16 protein-coding genes and 2 tRNA genes are annotated in these 16486 nt (G+C 70.4%); 15 read left to right on the forward strand and 3 right to left on the reverse strand.

Annotation, left to right across the window (positions count from 1 at the left end):
- Nucleotides 1-65: 65 nt before the first annotated feature.
- From AA0Z99_RS11720 to AA0Z99_RS11765, 10 genes are all read left to right on the forward strand, one after another.
- Entirely contained in the window at nt 66-1472 is a 1407-nt protein-coding gene (locus tag AA0Z99_RS11720) for a SpaH/EbpB family LPXTG-anchored major pilin (RefSeq protein WP_413317561.1), read from the forward strand.
- Nucleotides 1473-1539: 67 nt separating this feature from the next.
- Complete coding sequence (locus AA0Z99_RS11725) at nt 1540-2421, forward strand: class C sortase (protein ID WP_413317563.1); 882 nt, start codon at nt 1540-1542, stop codon at nt 2419-2421.
- Nucleotides 2422-2640: 219 nt separating this feature from the next.
- Nucleotides 2641-4701 (forward strand): DNA topoisomerase (ATP-hydrolyzing) subunit B, encoded by a 2061-nt coding sequence (gene gyrB / locus AA0Z99_RS11730; protein WP_413317565.1) that lies wholly within the window; start codon nt 2641-2643, stop codon nt 4699-4701.
- 15 nt (nt 4702-4716) lie between these two features.
- Nucleotides 4717-7374, forward strand: a complete 2658-nt coding sequence (gene gyrA / locus AA0Z99_RS11735) for a DNA gyrase subunit A (RefSeq protein ID WP_413317567.1) — start codon at nt 4717-4719, stop codon at nt 7372-7374.
- Nucleotides 7371-7778: a DUF3566 domain-containing protein gene (locus tag AA0Z99_RS11740; RefSeq protein WP_413317568.1), complete on the forward strand. Its 408-nt coding sequence runs from the start codon at nt 7371-7373 to the stop codon at nt 7776-7778. The genes gyrA and AA0Z99_RS11740 overlap by 4 nt, the downstream gene beginning before the upstream one ends.
- Before the next feature lie 106 nt (nt 7779-7884).
- Nucleotides 7885-7961 (forward strand) — tRNA-Ile (locus AA0Z99_RS11745).
- Nucleotides 7962-7990: 29 nt separating this feature from the next.
- Nucleotides 7991-8063: transfer RNA gene (locus AA0Z99_RS11750), tRNA-Ala, on the forward strand.
- Nucleotides 8064-8200: 137 nt separating this feature from the next.
- Entirely contained in the window at nt 8201-9592 is a 1392-nt protein-coding gene (locus tag AA0Z99_RS11755) for a threonine/serine ThrE exporter family protein (RefSeq protein WP_413317570.1), read from the forward strand.
- 52 nt (nt 9593-9644) lie between these two features.
- On the forward strand, nt 9645-10079 hold the full coding sequence (locus tag AA0Z99_RS11760) for an NUDIX hydrolase (protein WP_413317571.1): 435 nt from the start codon (nt 9645-9647) through the stop codon (nt 10077-10079).
- A gap of 39 nt (nt 10080-10118) precedes the next feature.
- A complete protein-coding gene (locus AA0Z99_RS11765) occupies nt 10119-10304 on the forward strand; it encodes a hypothetical protein (RefSeq protein WP_413317573.1) in 186 nt (61 codons plus the stop codon).
- 87 nt (nt 10305-10391) lie between these two features.
- Here the strand turns inward: AA0Z99_RS11765 and AA0Z99_RS11770 are convergent, their stop codons facing one another.
- Nucleotides 10392-10991 carry a hypothetical protein gene (locus tag AA0Z99_RS11770; RefSeq protein ID WP_413317575.1) on the reverse strand — a complete coding sequence of 200 codons (600 nt, stop codon included), beginning with the start codon at nt 10989-10991 and terminating at the stop codon, nt 10392-10394.
- A gap of 193 nt (nt 10992-11184) precedes the next feature.
- On the opposite strand from AA0Z99_RS11770, the gene AA0Z99_RS11775 reads away from it, so the two are divergent.
- Together AA0Z99_RS11775 and AA0Z99_RS11780 are read left to right on the forward strand one after the other, a co-directional pair.
- On the forward strand, nt 11185-11724 hold the full coding sequence (locus tag AA0Z99_RS11775) for a peptidylprolyl isomerase (RefSeq protein ID WP_413317577.1): 540 nt from the start codon (nt 11185-11187) through the stop codon (nt 11722-11724).
- Nucleotides 11725-11730: 6 nt separating this feature from the next.
- Nucleotides 11731-12597 (forward strand): rhomboid family intramembrane serine protease, encoded by an 867-nt coding sequence (locus tag AA0Z99_RS11780; RefSeq protein WP_413317579.1) that lies wholly within the window; start codon nt 11731-11733, stop codon nt 12595-12597.
- Between the two features lie 58 nt (nt 12598-12655).
- On the opposite strand, the gene AA0Z99_RS11785 is transcribed toward AA0Z99_RS11780, so the two are convergent.
- On the reverse strand, nt 12656-12919 hold the full coding sequence (locus AA0Z99_RS11785; RefSeq protein WP_072314728.1) for a cell division protein CrgA: 264 nt from the start codon (nt 12917-12919) through the stop codon (nt 12656-12658).
- A gap of 40 nt (nt 12920-12959) precedes the next feature.
- On the opposite strand from AA0Z99_RS11785, the gene AA0Z99_RS11790 reads away from it, so the two are divergent.
- From AA0Z99_RS11790 to AA0Z99_RS11800, 3 genes are read left to right on the forward strand one after another with little or no spacing between them, the layout of a single operon-like run.
- Complete coding sequence (locus AA0Z99_RS11790) at nt 12960-13706, forward strand: class E sortase (protein WP_413317581.1); 747 nt, start codon at nt 12960-12962, stop codon at nt 13704-13706.
- Nucleotides 13706-13921, forward strand: coding sequence for a hypothetical protein (locus tag AA0Z99_RS11795; RefSeq protein ID WP_413317583.1), 216 nt, complete (start codon nt 13706-13708; stop codon nt 13919-13921). Before AA0Z99_RS11790 ends, AA0Z99_RS11795 begins: the two co-directional genes overlap by 1 nt.
- Entirely contained in the window at nt 13918-14607 is a 690-nt protein-coding gene (locus AA0Z99_RS11800; protein ID WP_413317585.1) for an anthranilate synthase component II, read from the forward strand. The genes AA0Z99_RS11795 and AA0Z99_RS11800 overlap by 4 nt, the downstream gene beginning before the upstream one ends.
- A gap of 31 nt (nt 14608-14638) precedes the next feature.
- Here the strand turns inward: AA0Z99_RS11800 and pknB are convergent, their stop codons facing one another.
- Complete coding sequence (gene pknB, locus AA0Z99_RS11805; protein WP_413317587.1) at nt 14639-16477, reverse strand: Stk1 family PASTA domain-containing Ser/Thr kinase; 1839 nt, start codon at nt 16475-16477, stop codon at nt 14639-14641.
- Between the last annotated feature and the right edge of the window lie 9 nt (nt 16478-16486).

Below are 16486 nucleotides of genomic sequence, written 5' to 3' on the forward strand. Positions count from 1 at the left end.
GACCCACCACATCCCATCCCCACCCAGCACCGAGCATCCGCTTCGGACAAGAGAGGAGTGCCGCCATGGCACACAGCAAGCAAGCCCGGAGCGCGCGCGTCGCCTCCGGAGCCGGAGCGCTCGCGCTCGCGGCCATCATCGCGCTCGGCGGGGCCCTGCCCGCGTCGGCCGCGCCGAACATCGACCCGGCAGCGCTCGGATCGATCACGATCCACAAGTTCGAGGAGCCCGCGACCGCCTCGGGCCTCGCCAACGACGGCACCGAGGTCGACACCTCCGGCCTCACGCCCCTCGCCGGCGTCGAGTTCACGGTGCAGCAGGTCACGGACATCGACCTCACCACCGACGAGGGCTGGGCCCTCGCCGCCGAGACCGATGCCGCCGAGGCCGCTGCGATGAACCTCGGTCCTGCCGCCTCGGTCGCCACCGACGGTGCCGGGACCGCGGCGTTCGCCGACCTGCCCGTCGGCGTCTACCTGGTGACCGAGACGGACCCCGGCGCCAACGACATCGCGATCGCGAGCCAGCCCTTCCTCGTCTCGATCCCGCTGCCGCTCGACGGCGACTGGCTGTACGACGTGCACGTCTACCCGAAGAACTCGGTCACCGCGATCGAGAAGTCGGTCGACGAGTCCGCAGCGCTCGGCCTCGGCAGCGCCGTCTCCTGGACGGTCACCGCAGAGGTGCCCGAGATCGCCGCTGATGCCTCGCTGACCTCCTTCATCATCGGGGACACGCTCGACAGCCGCCTGGCCTACGTCGGCGCGACCGTCACGGCCACGGGCGTCACGCTCGACGCCGCCGACTACGTCGTGACCGAGGACGGCCAGCAGATCACGGTGACCTTCACCGCTGCCGGCCTCGCCAAGCTGGCTGCGGCCGACGGCGCGACCGTCTCGGTCGTCATCGACACGACCGTCGAGACGCTGGGCGACGGCATCATCACGAACGAGGCGCAGCTCTGGGTCAACGACCCGACCATGAGCGAGGACACCGGCTTCACGTCCACCCCGGTCACCACCGAGTGGGGCACGATCTCGATCCTCAAGCACCAGGCAGGCGACGAGACCGCGGTGCTCGCCGGTGCCGAGTTCCAGGTGTTCGCCTCCGAGGCCGACGCGCTCGCGCGCACCAACCCCGTCGCCGTCGCCGGCGAGACGACCTTCGTCACGGGTGCCGACGGCATCGCATTCGTGCCCGGCCTCGTCGTCGGTGAGTACTGGATCGTCGAGACGCGCGCACCCGCGGGCTACCAGATCGACCAGACCCCTGTCGCCGTGACCGTTGTCGCCGGTGACGTGACCCAGGCGAGCGTCGACGTGAGCATCGCCAACACGCAGGTGCCCGCCTACACGCTGCCCCTCACCGGCGGCGAGGGCCAGACGGCCTTCGTGGTCGGCGGCGCGGGCCTCCTGCTGCTCGCGGTCGGCTTCGCGCTCGTGCGTCGCCGCAAGGCTGCCGCGCAGGCGTAACCACCACACCCCCGCCCCGTGGCAGAGGCTCCAGCCTCTGCCACGGGGCTCCGTGCCAGGAGCGACCGTGATCATCGAAGCGACCGAGACCCACCGGGTCGATCGTCGTGCGCCCGAACGCCACCGCGGCGCGCGCTCGACGCTCATCGTCTCGCTGCTGGTCATGCTCGGGGTGTCCACGCTGCTGTATCCCGCGGGCGCCAGCTGGTTCGCGCTGCTCGAGCAGTCGCAGCGGGTCGACGAGTACGCGGAGGTGATGACGGCGCTCGGTCCTGAGGGCCGCGATCGCGCGCTGCGCGACGCGCACGACTACAACGCGACGCTCACGGGCGGGGCGCTGATCGATCCGTACGGCGGCACGCCGCTCAGCGAGCAGCAGCAGATCGTCGCGACCTACGAGTCGCAGCTCGCACTCGGCCCCGACGACGTCATGGCGCGGATCCGGATCCCGTCGATCGCCGTCGACCTGCCGGTCTACCACGGCACGGACGAGGCGACGCTGCGACGGGGCATCGGGCACCTCCTCGGCTCGGCGCTGCCCGTCGGGAGCCCTGGCGGGCATGCGGTCCTCACCGGCCACCGCGGTCTGCCCGAGTCGACCCTCTTCACCGACCTCGATCAGGTCCAGGTCGGCGAGGTCTTCGAGGTCGAGGTCTACGGCGAGACCCAGACCTACCGGGTTCGCCAGGTGCAGGTGATCGACCCCGGAGACACGGAGCTGCTGCTGCCGGAGATCGGGAGCGACCTGGTCAGCCTCGTCACCTGCACGCCGCTGGGCATCAACAGCCACCGCATCATCGTCACCGGCGAGCGCATCCCCTCTCCTGAGCCCGATGCTCCCGAGCTGGCGATGCCCGAGGTGCCGGGGCCCCCGTGGTGGGCGATCGCGCTGGCCGGCGGCTGGGCCGCGGCGGCGGCATACCGCAGCCTCCTCGCCCGCTCGCGCTGACCCTCGTTCGCGGCGGGGATCGTCTCCCGACCTGCATCGCCCCGCGGAGGCGTGTGGAGGCATCCTGCGCCTCAGAACTCCGCCGAACCAGGGTTTCGTGTCATCCGAGCCGCGGATCGGCCCGCACAGGCGCGTGGAAGCGAGCGTTCGCGCCCGGACGAGGTAGAATCGGAGGGTTGCGCCGTCCCAGGAGGGCGCGGAAGGCGGATGCGAAGAACCATGGTGAACGAGCACGACGCACAGCCCGGGCAGCCGGCGCCCGAGCACACCGAGCCGACCACGGCGAAGGCTGCCCCGCAGGCGCAGCAGGGCGACTACGGTGCCGACCAGATCCAGATCCTCGAGGGCCTCGAGGCGGTGCGCAAGCGCCCCGGCATGTACATCGGATCCACCGGCCCGCGCGGTCTGCACCACCTGGTCTACGAGATCGTCGACAACGCCGTGGACGAGGCCCTCGCCGGCCACTGCGACAACATCGAGGTCACGATCCTCGCCGACGGCGGCGTTCGCGTCACCGACAACGGCCGCGGCATCCCCGTCGCCCCCCACTCCTCCGACCCGACGAAGTCGACCGTCGAGGTCGTCCTGACCGTGCTGCACGCCGGCGGCAAGTTCGGCGGTGGCGGCTACGCCGTCTCCGGCGGCCTGCACGGCGTGGGCTCGTCGGTCGTGAACGCCCTCTCCTCCCGCCTCGAGGTCGAGATCCACCGCGAGGGCCACGTGCACCGCCAGTCGTTCGCGGTCGGCGACCCCGAGGGGCCGCTGCAGACCGGCGAGGCGACCGACGGCACCGGCACCATCATCACCTTCTGGCCGAGCACCGACATCTTCGAGACCGTCGAGTTCGACTACGAGACGCTCGCCAAGCGGTTCCAGCAGATGGCGTTCCTCAACAAGGGGCTGCGCATCGCGATCGAGGACCTGCGCCCCGATGCGCTGCTCGAACCCGACGGCGACGACACCTCCGCGCCGCAGCAGCGATCCGACGCCTTCCTCTACGAGAACGGCCTCAAGGACTACGTCGCCTACCTCAACGAGTCGAAGAAGTCGGAGCCGGTGCACCCGGAGATCATCGACTTCGAGTCCGAGGACACCGAGCGCCGCATCTCGGTCGAGATCGCCATGCAGTGGACGGGCTCCTACCAGGAGGCGGTCTACACGTACGCGAACACGATCAACACGCACGAGGGCGGCACGCACGAGGAGGGGTTCCGCGCGGCGCTCACGACGCTCGTCAACCGCTACGCGCGCACGACCAACCTCCTCAAGGAGAAGGACGAGAACCTCTCCGGCGACGACGTGCGCGAGGGCCTGACGGCGATCGTGTCGGTGAAGCTCGGCGAGCCGCAGTTCGAGGGCCAGACGAAGACCAAGCTCGGCAACACCGAGGCCAAGTCCTTCGTGCAGAAGGTGACGGGCGAGGAGCTCGGGCACTGGTTCGAGTCGAACCCGGCGATGGCGAAGGACATCGTGCGGAAGGCCATCCAGGCCGCGACCGCGCGCATCGCCGCCCGCAAGGCGCGCGAGCAGACCCGCCGCAAGGGCCTGCTCGAGTCGGGCGGCATGCCCGGCAAGCTCAAGGACTGCCAGTCGAAGGATCCGGCGATCTCCGAGATCTTCCTGGTCGAGGGCAACTCGGCCGGAGGATCCGCCGTGCAGGGCCGCAACCCCTACACGCAGGCGATCCTGCCGCTGCGCGGCAAGGTGCTGAACGTGGAGAAGGCGCGCCTCGACCGCGCGCTCGGCAACGCCGAGATCCAGTCGATGATCACGGCCTTCGGCGCCGGCCTCGGGGAGGAGTTCGACCCCGAGAAGACGAGGTACCACAAGATCGTGCTGATGGCCGATGCCGACGTCGACGGCCAGCACATCACGACGCTGCTGCTGACGCTGCTGTTCCGCTACATGCGGCCGCTCATCGACCTCGGCTACGTCTACCTGGCCGCGCCGCCGCTGTTCAAGCTGAAGTGGACGAACGCCGACCACGAGTACGCCTACAGCGACCGGGAGCGCGACGCGATGCTCACCGCGGGCCTCGCGGCCGGCAAGCGCATCCCGAAGGACAACGGCGTGCAGCGCTACAAGGGCCTGGGCGAGATGAACTACTCCGAGCTCTGGGAGACCACGATGGATCCCGAGACCCGCACGCTCAAGCAGGTGACCCTCGACGACGCCGCCGTCGCCGACACGATCTTCACCACCCTCATGGGTGAGGACGTCGACGCCCGCCGCACGTTCATCCAGAAGAACGCCCGCGACGTCCGCTTCCTGGACATCTGAGGCTGAGAGAGACCGATGACTGACGAGACGACTCCCGCGGCCGTGCCCTTCGACCGCGACGCCCCGAACCACGGCGCCATCGAGCAGGTCGACCTGCAGCTCGAGATGCAGCGCTCCTACCTCGACTACGCGATGAGCGTGATCGTGGGCCGCGCGCTGCCGGAGGTGCGCGACGGCATGAAGCCGGTGCACCGCCGCGTGATCTACGCCATGTACGACGGCGGCTACCGCCCCGACAAGGCGTTCTCCAAGTGCTCGCGCGTCGTCGGCGACGTCATGGGGCAGTTCCACCCGCACGGCGACACGGCCATCTACGACGCGCTCGTGCGCCTCGTGCAGCCCTGGAGCCTGCGCTACCCGCTCGCGCTCGGCCAGGGCAACTTCGGCTCCGCCGGCGACGACGAGGCCGCGGCCCCGCGATACACCGAGACGAAGATGTCACCGCTCGCCATGGAGATGGTGCGCGACATCGACGAGGACACCGTCGACTTCCAGGACAACTACGACGGTCGCACGCAGGAGCCCTCGGTGCTCCCGGCCCGCTTCCCGAACCTGCTCGTCAACGGCTCCGTGGGCATCGCCGTCGGCATGGCCACGAACATCCCGCCCCACAACCTGCGCGAGGTCGCGGCCGGCGCGATCTGGCACCTCGAGCACCCGGATGCGACGCGGGAGGAGCTGCAGGACGCGCTGATCGAGCGCATCAAGGGGCCCGACTTCCCGACCGGCGCCCAGATCCTCGGCACGAAGGGGATCCAGGAGGCCTACCGCACCGGTCGCGGCTCGATCACGATGCGTGCCGTCGTGACCGTCGAGGAGGTCAACAACCGCACGGCGCTCGTCATCACCGAGCTGCCCTACCAGGTGAACCCCGACAACCTCGCGCGGAAGATCGCCGACCTCGTGAAGGACGGCAAGCTCTCGGGCATCGCCGACATCGAGGATCAGACCTCCGGCCGCACCGGCCAGCGCCTCGTCATCACGCTCAAGCGCGATGCGGTCGCGAAGGTCGTGCTCAACAACCTCTACAAGCACACGCAGCTGCAGGAGAACTTCGGCGCGAACATGCTCGCGATCGTCGACGGGGTGCCGCGCACCCTGCCGATCGACGGCTTCATCACGCACTGGGCCGACCACCAGGTCGAGATCATCGTGCGCCGCACGCAGTACCGCCTGGCCAAGGCGCAGGAGCGGATGCACATCTTGACCGGCTACCTCAAGGCGCTCGACGCGCTCGATGAGGTGATCGCGCTCATCCGCCGCTCGCAGACGACCGATGCGGCGCGCACCGGCCTCATGGAGCTGCTGGAGATCGACAAGGTGCAGGCCGAGGCGATCCTCGAGCTGCAGCTGCGTCGCCTCGCCGCGCTCGAGCGCCAGAAGATCCAGGACGAGGCGACCGAGCTCGAGCTGAAGATCACCGACTACCAGGACATCATCGCGAGCCCTGAGCGCCAGCGCACGATCATCGTCGACGAGCTCGGCGAGATCGTCGCGAAGTTCGGCGACGACCGGCGCACCGAGATCATGTACGGCTACGGCGGCGACGTCTCCATCGAGGATCTGATCCCCGAGGAGCAGGTGGTCGTGAGCCTCACGACCGGCGGCTACATCAAGCGCACGCGCATCGACCAGTACCGCGCGCAGCACCGCGGCGGCAAGGGCGTGCGCGGCGCGCAGCTGCGCAGCGACGACGTGGTCGAGCACTTCAGCGTCAACTCGACGCACGACTGGATGCTCTTCTTCACGAACCTCGGCCGCGTCTACCGCATGAAGGCCTACGAGATCGTCGAGGCCGGGCGCGACGCCAAGGGCCAGCACGTCGCGAACCTGCTGGCGTTCCAGCCCGACGAGCAGGTGCAGACGGTGCTGACGCTGCGCTCCTACGACCAGGCCGACTACCTGGTGCTCGCCACCCGCGAGGGCCAGGTCAAGAAGACGCGCCTCGAGCTCTACGACACCAACCGCACGGGCGGCATCATCGCGATCAACCTCGCCGACGACGACCGCCTCATCTCCGCCATGCTCGCGAACTCCGACGACGAGATCCTCGTGATCTCGAAGCAGGGCAGGGCGGCGCGCTTCGAGGCGACGGATGCGGCGCTGCGCCCCATGGGTCGCAACACCGGGGGAGTGCGGGGCATCCGCCTCCGCGACGACGACGAGGCGCTGGCCGCCATGGTGATCGGCGACGAGGGCTACGTCTTCGTCGTCACCGAGCAGGGCTTCGGCAAGAAGACGGCGGTCGCCGACTACCCGACGAAGGGCCGTGGCACGCAGGGCGTGCTGACCTTCTCCTCTGGTGGGCACGACCGGGGCGCGCTCGTGGGCGCGACGATCGTGCACGACGGCGACGAGCTGCTGCTCATCCGCACCTCCGGCAAGGTGATCCGCTCGCACGTCGACGAGGTGCGCGCCACCGGCCGCACGACGATGGGCGTGCAGTTCGCCGAGCGCAGCGAGAAGGACCTCGTGATCCAGATCGCCCGCAACGTCGAGGAGGAGGTCGTCGAGGCCGCCGCCGAGACCGAGGCGGCTGCCGATGCTGCACCCGACGGCGCTGCCGCATCCGACGGTGCTGCCGAGACCGATGCCGCTATCGTTGACGGCACGGATGACGCGGCTGCGGATGCAGGCGCGGGCGAGCCCACCACCGAGGAGAACGACGAATGAGCATTGCCGAGAAGCTGCAGAGCAAGGCGCCTCGTCGCAGCGGATCGAACAAGCAGGTGCGCCTGCGGCTCGTGCACATCGACTTCTGGTCGGCGATGAAGGTCTCGGCGATCCTCGGGCTGGTGCTCGGCATCGTGCAGCTGGTGGTCGTGTTCGTGATGTGGACGCTGCTGCAGGTCGTCGGCCTGTTCGACAAGGTCGACGAGGTGCTGCGCGACATCCTGGCGAACCCCGACTTCGCCATCACCTCGATGCTGTCGCTGCCGCAGGTCATGATGTTCACGCTGCTGGTCGCGGTGCTGAACTTCGTCGTGATCACCGTGATGGGCGCGGTCGTGGCGGTGCTCTACAACCTCTCGGTGCGCGTCACGGGCGGGCTGCAGGTCGGCTTCGCCAACCAGTGAGGGCCGGCGGCCGCGGTGCCCCCCGTGCGCAGCGTGCTGAGCGCGTCGCAGCGAGCGCCGTGTGCGAACCTGTCGCGCAGGCATGGTAGAGTCGATGCTTGTGCTTGGGGCTATAGCTCAGGCGGTTAGAGCGCTTCGCTGATAACGAAGAGGTCCATGGTTCGAGTCCATGTAGCCCCACCACGCACACTCCCACGGCATGCAGATGCCACGGGGCCTTAGCTCAGTTGGTAGAGCGCCTGCTTTGCAAGCAGGATGTCGGGAGTTCGATTCTCCCAGGCTCCACATCAGAAGCCCGGCCACTGGCCGGGCTTCTTCGTCGCCCGGGCTCCTTCATTCCCCAGGCTCCTTCGTCGCCCAGGGTCCGGAGGCCGCGAGCACGATCGGCGAGCCGGTCGCGCCAGGATGCGAGGATGGTTGCGATGGACAGGCGGCGAGACTGGCGGACGCGGATCGTGGGCGCGATCCGCACGGACGCGAACGCACGACCCATGACCGAGGCGATCCTGACGATCGACGAGGTCTACGCGCGGAAGGTCATCGACCTGGCGATGCGCATCGCCGAGGCGCTCACCGCCGTCGGCGCATCCGCCAACGACGTCGCGCTCGCGACGATCCGCGTCTCTGCCGCCCTCGGCATCCAGCCCGTGCACGTCGACGTGACCTACAACTCGATCACCGTCTCGTACCACCGGCACGACACCGACCTGCCCATCACGCTGCTGCGCGTCGTGCGGGCACCCGTGCCCGACCACTCGAAGCTGCAGAAGCTGCAGGCGCTCGTGGCGGAGATCGAGGGCGGCCTCGAGCTCGAGCAGGCCCGCTCGCGGTTCCACGCCATCCGGCGCCTGCCCTTCATGTACCGCCCGGCCTTCATCGTGCTCGCGCAGGGCCTGCTGACGGTCGGCGTCGCGCTCCTGTTCGGCGCATCCTGGGTGATCGCCGTCGTGGCCTTCCTGGCCGCCTGCTGCGCCGCCATGGCGCAGCGCCTCATGTCGCGCATCCGCATGCCCTTCTTCTTCTCGCAGATCGTCGGCGCGTTCGTCGTCACGACGATCGCGGCGGCGACGAACTGGCTCGCGCAGCTGGGGGTGCCGCTGCTGGAGGATGCGCGGCCCTCGATCATCGTGGCCGCCGGCATCGTGCTCATGCTCGCCGGCATGTCCGTGGTGGGCGCGGCGCAGGATGCGATCGACGGCTTCGCGCTCACGGCCGGAGGGCGGATCCTGGACCTCGCGCTGCTGACCCTCGGTGTCGTCATCGGCATCGTCGGCGGGCTGTGGGTCGCCCGCTCGCTCGGCATGGGCTTCGTGGTCTCGAGCGAGGCGACGGCGCTGGGCCCACTGCCGCTGCAGTTCGCCGGCGTGCTCGTGATCGCGATCACCGTCGCGATCTGGAACGGCGCGGGGATGCGCACGATCGTCGTGAGCGCGATCCTCGGCTGCATCGCGTGGGCGGGCTACTCGGTGGCGACGATCGGCGGTCTCGAGGTCGCGGTCGCGAGCTTCATCGGTGCGCTGATCGCGAGCTTCATCGGCATCCTGATCGCGCACCGGCTGCACGTGCCGTCGATCGCCGTCACCACAGCGGCGATCGTGCCGATGGTGCCCGGCTCGGCCGTCTTCCGCGGCCTGCTCGAGCTCGTCGAGTCCGATGGCAGCGTCGAGAGCCTCGTGCTCGGCGTCGCGACGCTCATCGTCGCCGGCTCGATCGGCATCGCGCTCGCCGCCGGCTCGTCGCTCGGCCTGTTCCTCGGCGCACCGCTGCGCGACACGATGCAGAGCCGCGTGCGCTCCCGCGGCCGCATCCGCTGATGCCGGTGCTCTCGCCGAGGAGAGCGCATCTCGCGCGCCCTAGGATGGGCGGATGCGCATGCGAGTCGCGGCCTACGCCCTCATCACGAGAGGCGAGGGCGTCGACCGCGAGATCCTCCTGCCGCACTGGCGCGAGCACGGGATGAGCGGATGGACCCTGCCCGGCGGCGGCGTGGAGCCGGGGGAGCACCCGGCCGACGGCGCCGTGCGCGAGGTCAAGGAGGAGACCGGCTACGACGTGCGGCTCACGAGCCTGCTCGGCGTCGACTCGGCCGTGCTGCCGGAGACGGGTCGCGGCGAGGCGCTGCAGGCCCTGCGCATCCTCTATCGGGCCGAGATCCTCGGCGGCGAGCTCACCGTCGAGGTCGACGGCACGACCGACGACGTCGCCTGGCACCCGCTCGACCGCGTGCCCCGGCTGCGCCACGTGCACTCGGTCGACTGGGCCCTCCGCCACCTCGACGACGCCGGCAGCCCCCTGCGCTGAACGACCGCCCGACCGACGACCCACACCTCAGGCCCCACCATGCATCCACTCATCGTCATCGGCTTCGCCCTCATGATCGCCTGCTGCGTCGTCAGCGGCTTCGACATCTTCCGCACCATCCGCGAGGGCCGAGAGCCCGAGCGGCGGCTGCGCTCGTTCCTGCTGTCCGCAGGGCTGCTGGTGAGCGGCGGCGTGCTCGTGCTCATCGGGCTCACGCAGGGCTGAGGGCGGGTCGCGCTGGCATCGGCAGCGCTGCCGCACGACGAAGGGGCCCCGCCACCGGCGGAGCCCCTTCGTCGAGCGGTCTGAGGATCAGGCCTGCGGTGCGCCGGCCTCCGGGCCATCGGCGATGCCGCCCGAGGGCTGGCTCGACGAGCGCGGGGGCGAGTCGATCGAGGCGTCGTCGGCGTCCGGGATCCAGAGGTCGTCGTCGGCGCGGAGCGTCTGCCACGCGGCGTAGGCTGCACCGACCACGGCGACGGCGCCGACGCCGATGAGCACCCACTGGAACCCGTTCGGGCCCGAACGGCTCGAGCGGGAGGGAGAGACCTCCGGGACGGTGGCGTAGCGGCGCACGCTGTCGATCGCGTCCTTGACGCGGTCATCCTTCGCGACCTGCGCCATGGCGGCGAAGGAGCCGAGGCCGGAGGCGATCGCGGGGACCACGCTGCGGTTCCAGCCGCGGGTCGCCTTGGACAGGCCGTCACGACCGGCGTCGACGCTGCGGTGCACCGCGCGCTCGGCGGCGGGCACGAGCGACTCGTTGCCGTAGGCGCGAGCCTGGTCCTTGGCGCGACGGGCGATCTCAGCTGCGTGGTGGCTCACCGCGCGCTGCTCGGCCCAGAGCTTGTCGGCCTGCTTGCGGAGCTTCTTGATCTCCTTGGCGCGCTTGCGCGAGAGTTCGAGTGACATGGCTGTCCTTCCGTGGTCGAAGCCTGGGCGTCATCTTCGCAGGTTTTCCTGGATGCGCCACCCAGTGGTCGGGCACCCCCGCAGGGGCCCGCATCGGGGCGTCCCGCTGCCTCCGCTCGCTGTGCGTTTCGCTGTGCACGAACCTGGCGCCCGTGGCCGCTCCTCCCGCGCTCGCCTATGGGAGGATCGAGCCATGGCTCACCACACCGCTGTCGCAACGATCCGCACCAACCTCGGCGAGATCAAGGTCAACCTCCTCGGCGACCACGCCCCCATCACCGTCAAGAACTTCACCGACCTCGCCACCGGCGCGCGCGAGTGGACCCACCCGCAGACCGGCGAGACGTCGACCGCGCCGCTCTACGACGGCGTCGTCTTCCACCGCATCATCCCCGACTTCATGATCCAGGGCGGCGACCCGCTGGGCCAGGGCGTCGGCGGCCCCGGCTACCAGTTCGACGACGAGATCCACCCGGATCTCACGTTCAACGCCCCCTACGTGCTCGCGATGGCCAACGCCGGGAAGGTCGCCGGTCGCGGCACCAACGGCTCGCAGTTCTTCATCACCACGGTGGCCACCCCCTGGCTGCAGGGCAAGCACACGATCTTCGGCCTCGTCGAGGACGAGGAGTCGCAGCGCGTCGTCGACGCGATTCAGGCCGTGCCGACCGACGGTCGCGACAAGCCCCTCGAGGATGTCGTGATCCAGTCGATCGACATCCAGCAGGCCTGACGCCCCGTGAGCGCAGCAGCTCCCGCTGATCGGTGCTACCGGCACCCCGATCGGGTCAGCTGGGTGCTGTGCTCGCGCTGCGGGCGCACCGTCTGCGGCGAGTGCCAGCAGCAGGCGCCCGTCGGCGTGCGCTGCCCCGAGTGCGTGCGCGAGCTCGCGCAGGAGCAGCGCTCCCTCCATCGTGAGACGCGCGTCGCCCAGGGCGGGCCGCGCACGGCTGTCGGCGTGCGCATGCGCCAGTGGCTGGCGCAGCCCGCGCCCGTCACCCTCGCGATCATCGCGGTGACGGTGCTCGTGGGCGTCCTGCAGATCCTGCCGGGCGACCTCTCCGCCTCGCTGCTGTACTTCCTCGGCTACTCCCTGGTCGAGCCGTGGCGCTTCCTCACCTACGCGCTCGTGCACGCCACCGTGCTGCACCTCGCCTTCAACATGCTCGTGCTGTACATGGTGGGGCCGTCGATCGAGCAGCGCATCGGCAAGCTGCCGTTCCTCGCCGCGTACGTCGTCAGCGCCGCGGGTGCCGCCGTCGCGGTGGCGTGGCTGACGCCGATGTCTGCGGTCGTCGGCGCCTCGGGCGCGATCTACGCGCTGTTCGGCATGCTGATCGGGATGCAGCGCATGATCGGGCGCGTGCAGCCGGCGCTGCTCGTGCTCGTCGGCATCAACCTCGTCATCACCTTCATGTTCGGCGGCATCTCATGGCCCGCGCACGTCGGCGGCCTGGTGATCGGCCTGGGCCTCGGCTTCGGCATCGGGGTCGTGCACAAGCGGATGCGGGGCGATCAGGCGACGAAGGCGGCCTGGTTGGTCATCGGCGGCGTCGCGCTCGTGCTGGCAGCGCTGTTCGCGATCAGGATCGCGATCATCCTCTGACCCTCGTCCTCCACAGGTTTGTCCACACCTGGGGAGAACTACACGGGTGTAGTTTCGGCTACTTCCAGCGGGTGGTCATGATGAAGCCGATGAACATGACGACGAAGCCGACGACGATGTTCCAGGCGCCCAGCGACGGCACCGGCAGCGTCGTGCCGGAGATGTAGTAGACGATCACCCAGAGGAAGCCCACCGCCATGAAGCCGAACATCACCGGCTTGAACCATGCGGGGTTGCGCTGCTCGTCGTGAGGGTTGCGCTCGCGGCTCTGCTTCGACTTCGCTGCCGACGCCTTCTCGACCGACTTCTCGCTGGGGCTCATGCAGCCCATGGTAATGCAGCCGCGGCCTAGGATTGATCCCGTGGCCAGGCACCAGGGGGAGCGCCGGCGCCGACCGCGGCGCCGTGCCACGTTCGCGAGCGTGCTGGGCGAGCTGCTCCTGACGCTCGGGGTGCTCGCGCTCGGCTACGCCGGGTGGCAGGTGTGGCTCGCGGACGCGGTGCTCGGCGGCCAGCAGCAGCAGGCCGCCCAGGAGGTGGCGGCCGAGCTCGGCCCGAGCACCGTCGCAGCGCCGGAGATCGAGCTGCGCACCGACGAGCCGCCCGCGGAGACCGTTCCGGGCGAGACCGAGACCTTCGCCGTCATGTACATCCCGCGGCTCGGCGAGTTCGAGCGGGCCGTCGGCCAGGGCACCAGCAGGCAGGTGCTCGACTCGCTGCAGCAGGGGCTCGCGCACTACAGCGACTCGGCGATGCCGGGCGAGCTCGGCAACGTCGCCGTCGCCGGGCACCGCAACGGCCAGGGCGGCCCCTTCACGCACCTCGACGAGATGCGCATCGGCGACCGGGTCTACGTGAAGACGAACGAGGCCTGGTACGTCTACGAGTTCCGCAACCACGAGTACGTCGCCCCCTCGGGCGTCGGCGTCGTCGCCCCCGTCCCGCAGCAGCCGGAGACCCCCGCCGACGGCCGCTACCTGACGCTCACCACCTGCAACCCCGAGTGGTCGGCGCAGGGACGCCTCATCGCCTACGCCACCTTCGTCGGCTGGCAGAGCCACGACGACGGCATGCCGGCAGAGCTGGCCGAGACGCTGGGGAGGGCCTGATGTACGCAGGCATCTGGCGGCTCCTGCCCGGCCCGTGGCCGATCAAGCTCATCCTCGCGCTGGCCCTCGTCGCCGGCGTCGCGTACCTCATGGTCTTCCACGTCTACCCGTGGGTCATGCAGGAGTACTTCCCGACCCCCGACCCGGTGCTCGACGCTGCCGCGTCGGCGCATCGCACCGCACCCTCGACCGCACCCAGCACGGAAGCCGCATGACACGCATCCTCGTCGTCGACAACTTCGACTCCTTCGTCTACACCCTCGCCGGATACCTCGAGGAGCTGGGAGCCGAGGTGGTGGTGCGCCGCAACGACGAGGTCGATGCGGCGTCGATCACCGAGTGGGATGCGGTGCTGCTGTCACCCGGTCCGGGCGCGCCGGCGGATGCGGGCATCTCGATCCCGATGGTGCACGCGGCCATCGCCTCGCAGACGCCGCTCCTGGGCGTCTGCCTCGGGCACCAGGCGATCGCCGAGGCGCTCGGCGGCGTCGTCACCCACGCGCCCGAGCTGATGCACGGCAAGACCAGCGAGGTCGAGCACGACGGCACCACCGTCTTCGAGGGGCTGCCGAGCCCGCTGGTCGCGACGCGCTACCACTCGCTCGCGATCGTCGACGGCACGGTGCCGCAGGCGCTGCGCGTCACGGCGCGCACCACTGCCGCCGATGCGGCCGGTGCCGGCGACGTCGATGCGACGGGCGCCGGCGTGATCATGGCGATCGAGCACCGCGGGGCGCCGGTGTGGGGCGTGCAGTTCCACCCGGAGTCGGTGCTGACCGAGGGCGGGTACCGCATGCTGGGCAACTGGCTCGAGGCCGCCGGGCTGGCCGGTGCTGCGGAGCGCGCCGCTGGTCGCGCACCCCTCGTGACGCTCGCGCCGCCGCCCGACCACGTGGCCTGAGGGCGGGCGGCGCGAGCGACGCCGCGGGCGCTCAGCCCTCGTCGCCGCCGCCCTCGCCGCCGCCGCCGCCGCCACCGCCGCCGCCACCGCCGTTGCCGTTGCCGTTGCCGTTGCCGTTGCCGCCGCCGTCCTCGGACTCCTCGTCCGTCTCCGTCGGTTCCGGCGTCTCGACCGGGTCGGGCTCGGGCTGACCGTTGCAGTAGAGCAGCGTGATCGTGCTGCCCTGCGGGTGATCACCGGGAGGGAGCGACTGCTCGACGACGTCGCCGCCCATGCAGCGCAGCGTGTAGCGACGCTCGACGGTCAGGCCCAGCGCCTGCATCTCGTCTGCCGCCTCGGCGATCGGGAGGCCCGTGACGTCGTCGATCGTCACGAGGCCGTTGGAGAGCACGAGGTCGATGATGGCGCCCTGCGAGACCGAGGTGCCGGCGCTCGGGTCGGTGCTGACGACGCGGTCGGCCGCGACATCCTGCGACGCCGCGCGCGTGACCTCGCCGACCGCGTAGCCGGCGGCCTCGAGCGCTTGCCTCGCCTGCGCCTCGGTGAGGTTCGCGACGCTCATGAGCGGCTCGGGCGGTGGGCCGTTGGAGACGGTGAGGATGACGGGGGCGTCGATCGCGAGGTTCACGCCCGCCTCCGGCTCGGAGCGGAGCACGGTGCCGGCGGGAGCCGCATCGACCGTCAGCCGCACCTCGGGGGAGAGCTGCGCCGCTTCGACCTCGGCCACGGCCTCATCCTCCGTGAGGCCCACGACCTCTGGCACGGAGGCCGAGAGGCCGGCGAACGGCAGCTGCCCGAGGCTGAAGGCCCACACACCGGCGCCGACGACGAGCACGGCGATGAGCACGACCGCCGCCCACAGCCACGCCAGGTGCGGCCGGCGGGATCGGTCGGCGACCGGCGCCGGCTCGGGGGTCGCGTCGTCGACGGCGAGGGCCGCGAACATCGTGGTCGCCGCGCCGATCTCGACCGGCGTCGTCTGCGGCGCCTCGAAGGGCACGAGCGTGCCGTCGAGCGCGTCGTCGAGCGCCTGCTTGAAGTCCGTCGCCGACTGGAAGCGGTCGTCGCGGGGCTTGCGCAGCGCCTTCGCCACGACCGAGTCCATCTCCGGCGTGATGCCGGGCGTGATGGAGGAGGTGGTCGGCGGCTCCTCGGCGACGTGCTGATAGGCCACGCCCACTGCCGAGTCGGCCGAGAAGGGGGGCCTGCCCGTCAGCAGCTCGAAGAGGATGACGCCGGTGGAGTAGAGGTCGGTGCGGGCATCGACCGACTCGCCGCGCGCCTGCTCGGGGGAGAAGTAGCCGGCGGTGCCGAGGATCGTGCCGGTCTGGGCGACGTTGGCGCTCGTCTCGCTCACGGCGCGGGCGATGCCGAAGTCCATCACCTTGATCTGCCCGCCGGGCGTGACCATGACGTTGCCGGGCTTGATGTCGCGGTGCACGATGCCCGCTCGGTGCGAGTACTCGAGGGCGGTCAGGACGCCCTTCGTGATGCGCACCGCCTCTGCCTCGGGCAGCGGCCCCTCGGCGATGATGTCCTTGACCATGCGACCGTCGACGTACTCCATGACGATGTACGGCACGGCCGCCGGCTCGCCGTGGGCGTCGACGGTGGGCTCCTCGCCGGCGTCGAAGACGCGCACGACGGTCGGGTGCGACATGCGGGCGGCCGACTGGGCCTCCTGGCGGAACCGCGTGCGGAACTCCGGATCCTTCGACAGCTCGGGCTTGAGCAGCTTCACCGCGACCTGGCGATCGAGCCGGGTGTCGCGCGCGAGGTGCACCTCGGCCATGCCGCCCTGACCGATGAGGTCGCCGATCTCGTACCGGTCGCCGAGCGTCCGCAGCGACGCGATGATGCTGTCGGTCATCGCCGCTCC

Source organism: Agrococcus phoenicis, from assembly GCF_047302415.1.
GTDB lineage: Bacteria > Actinomycetota > Actinomycetes > Actinomycetales > Microbacteriaceae > Agrococcus.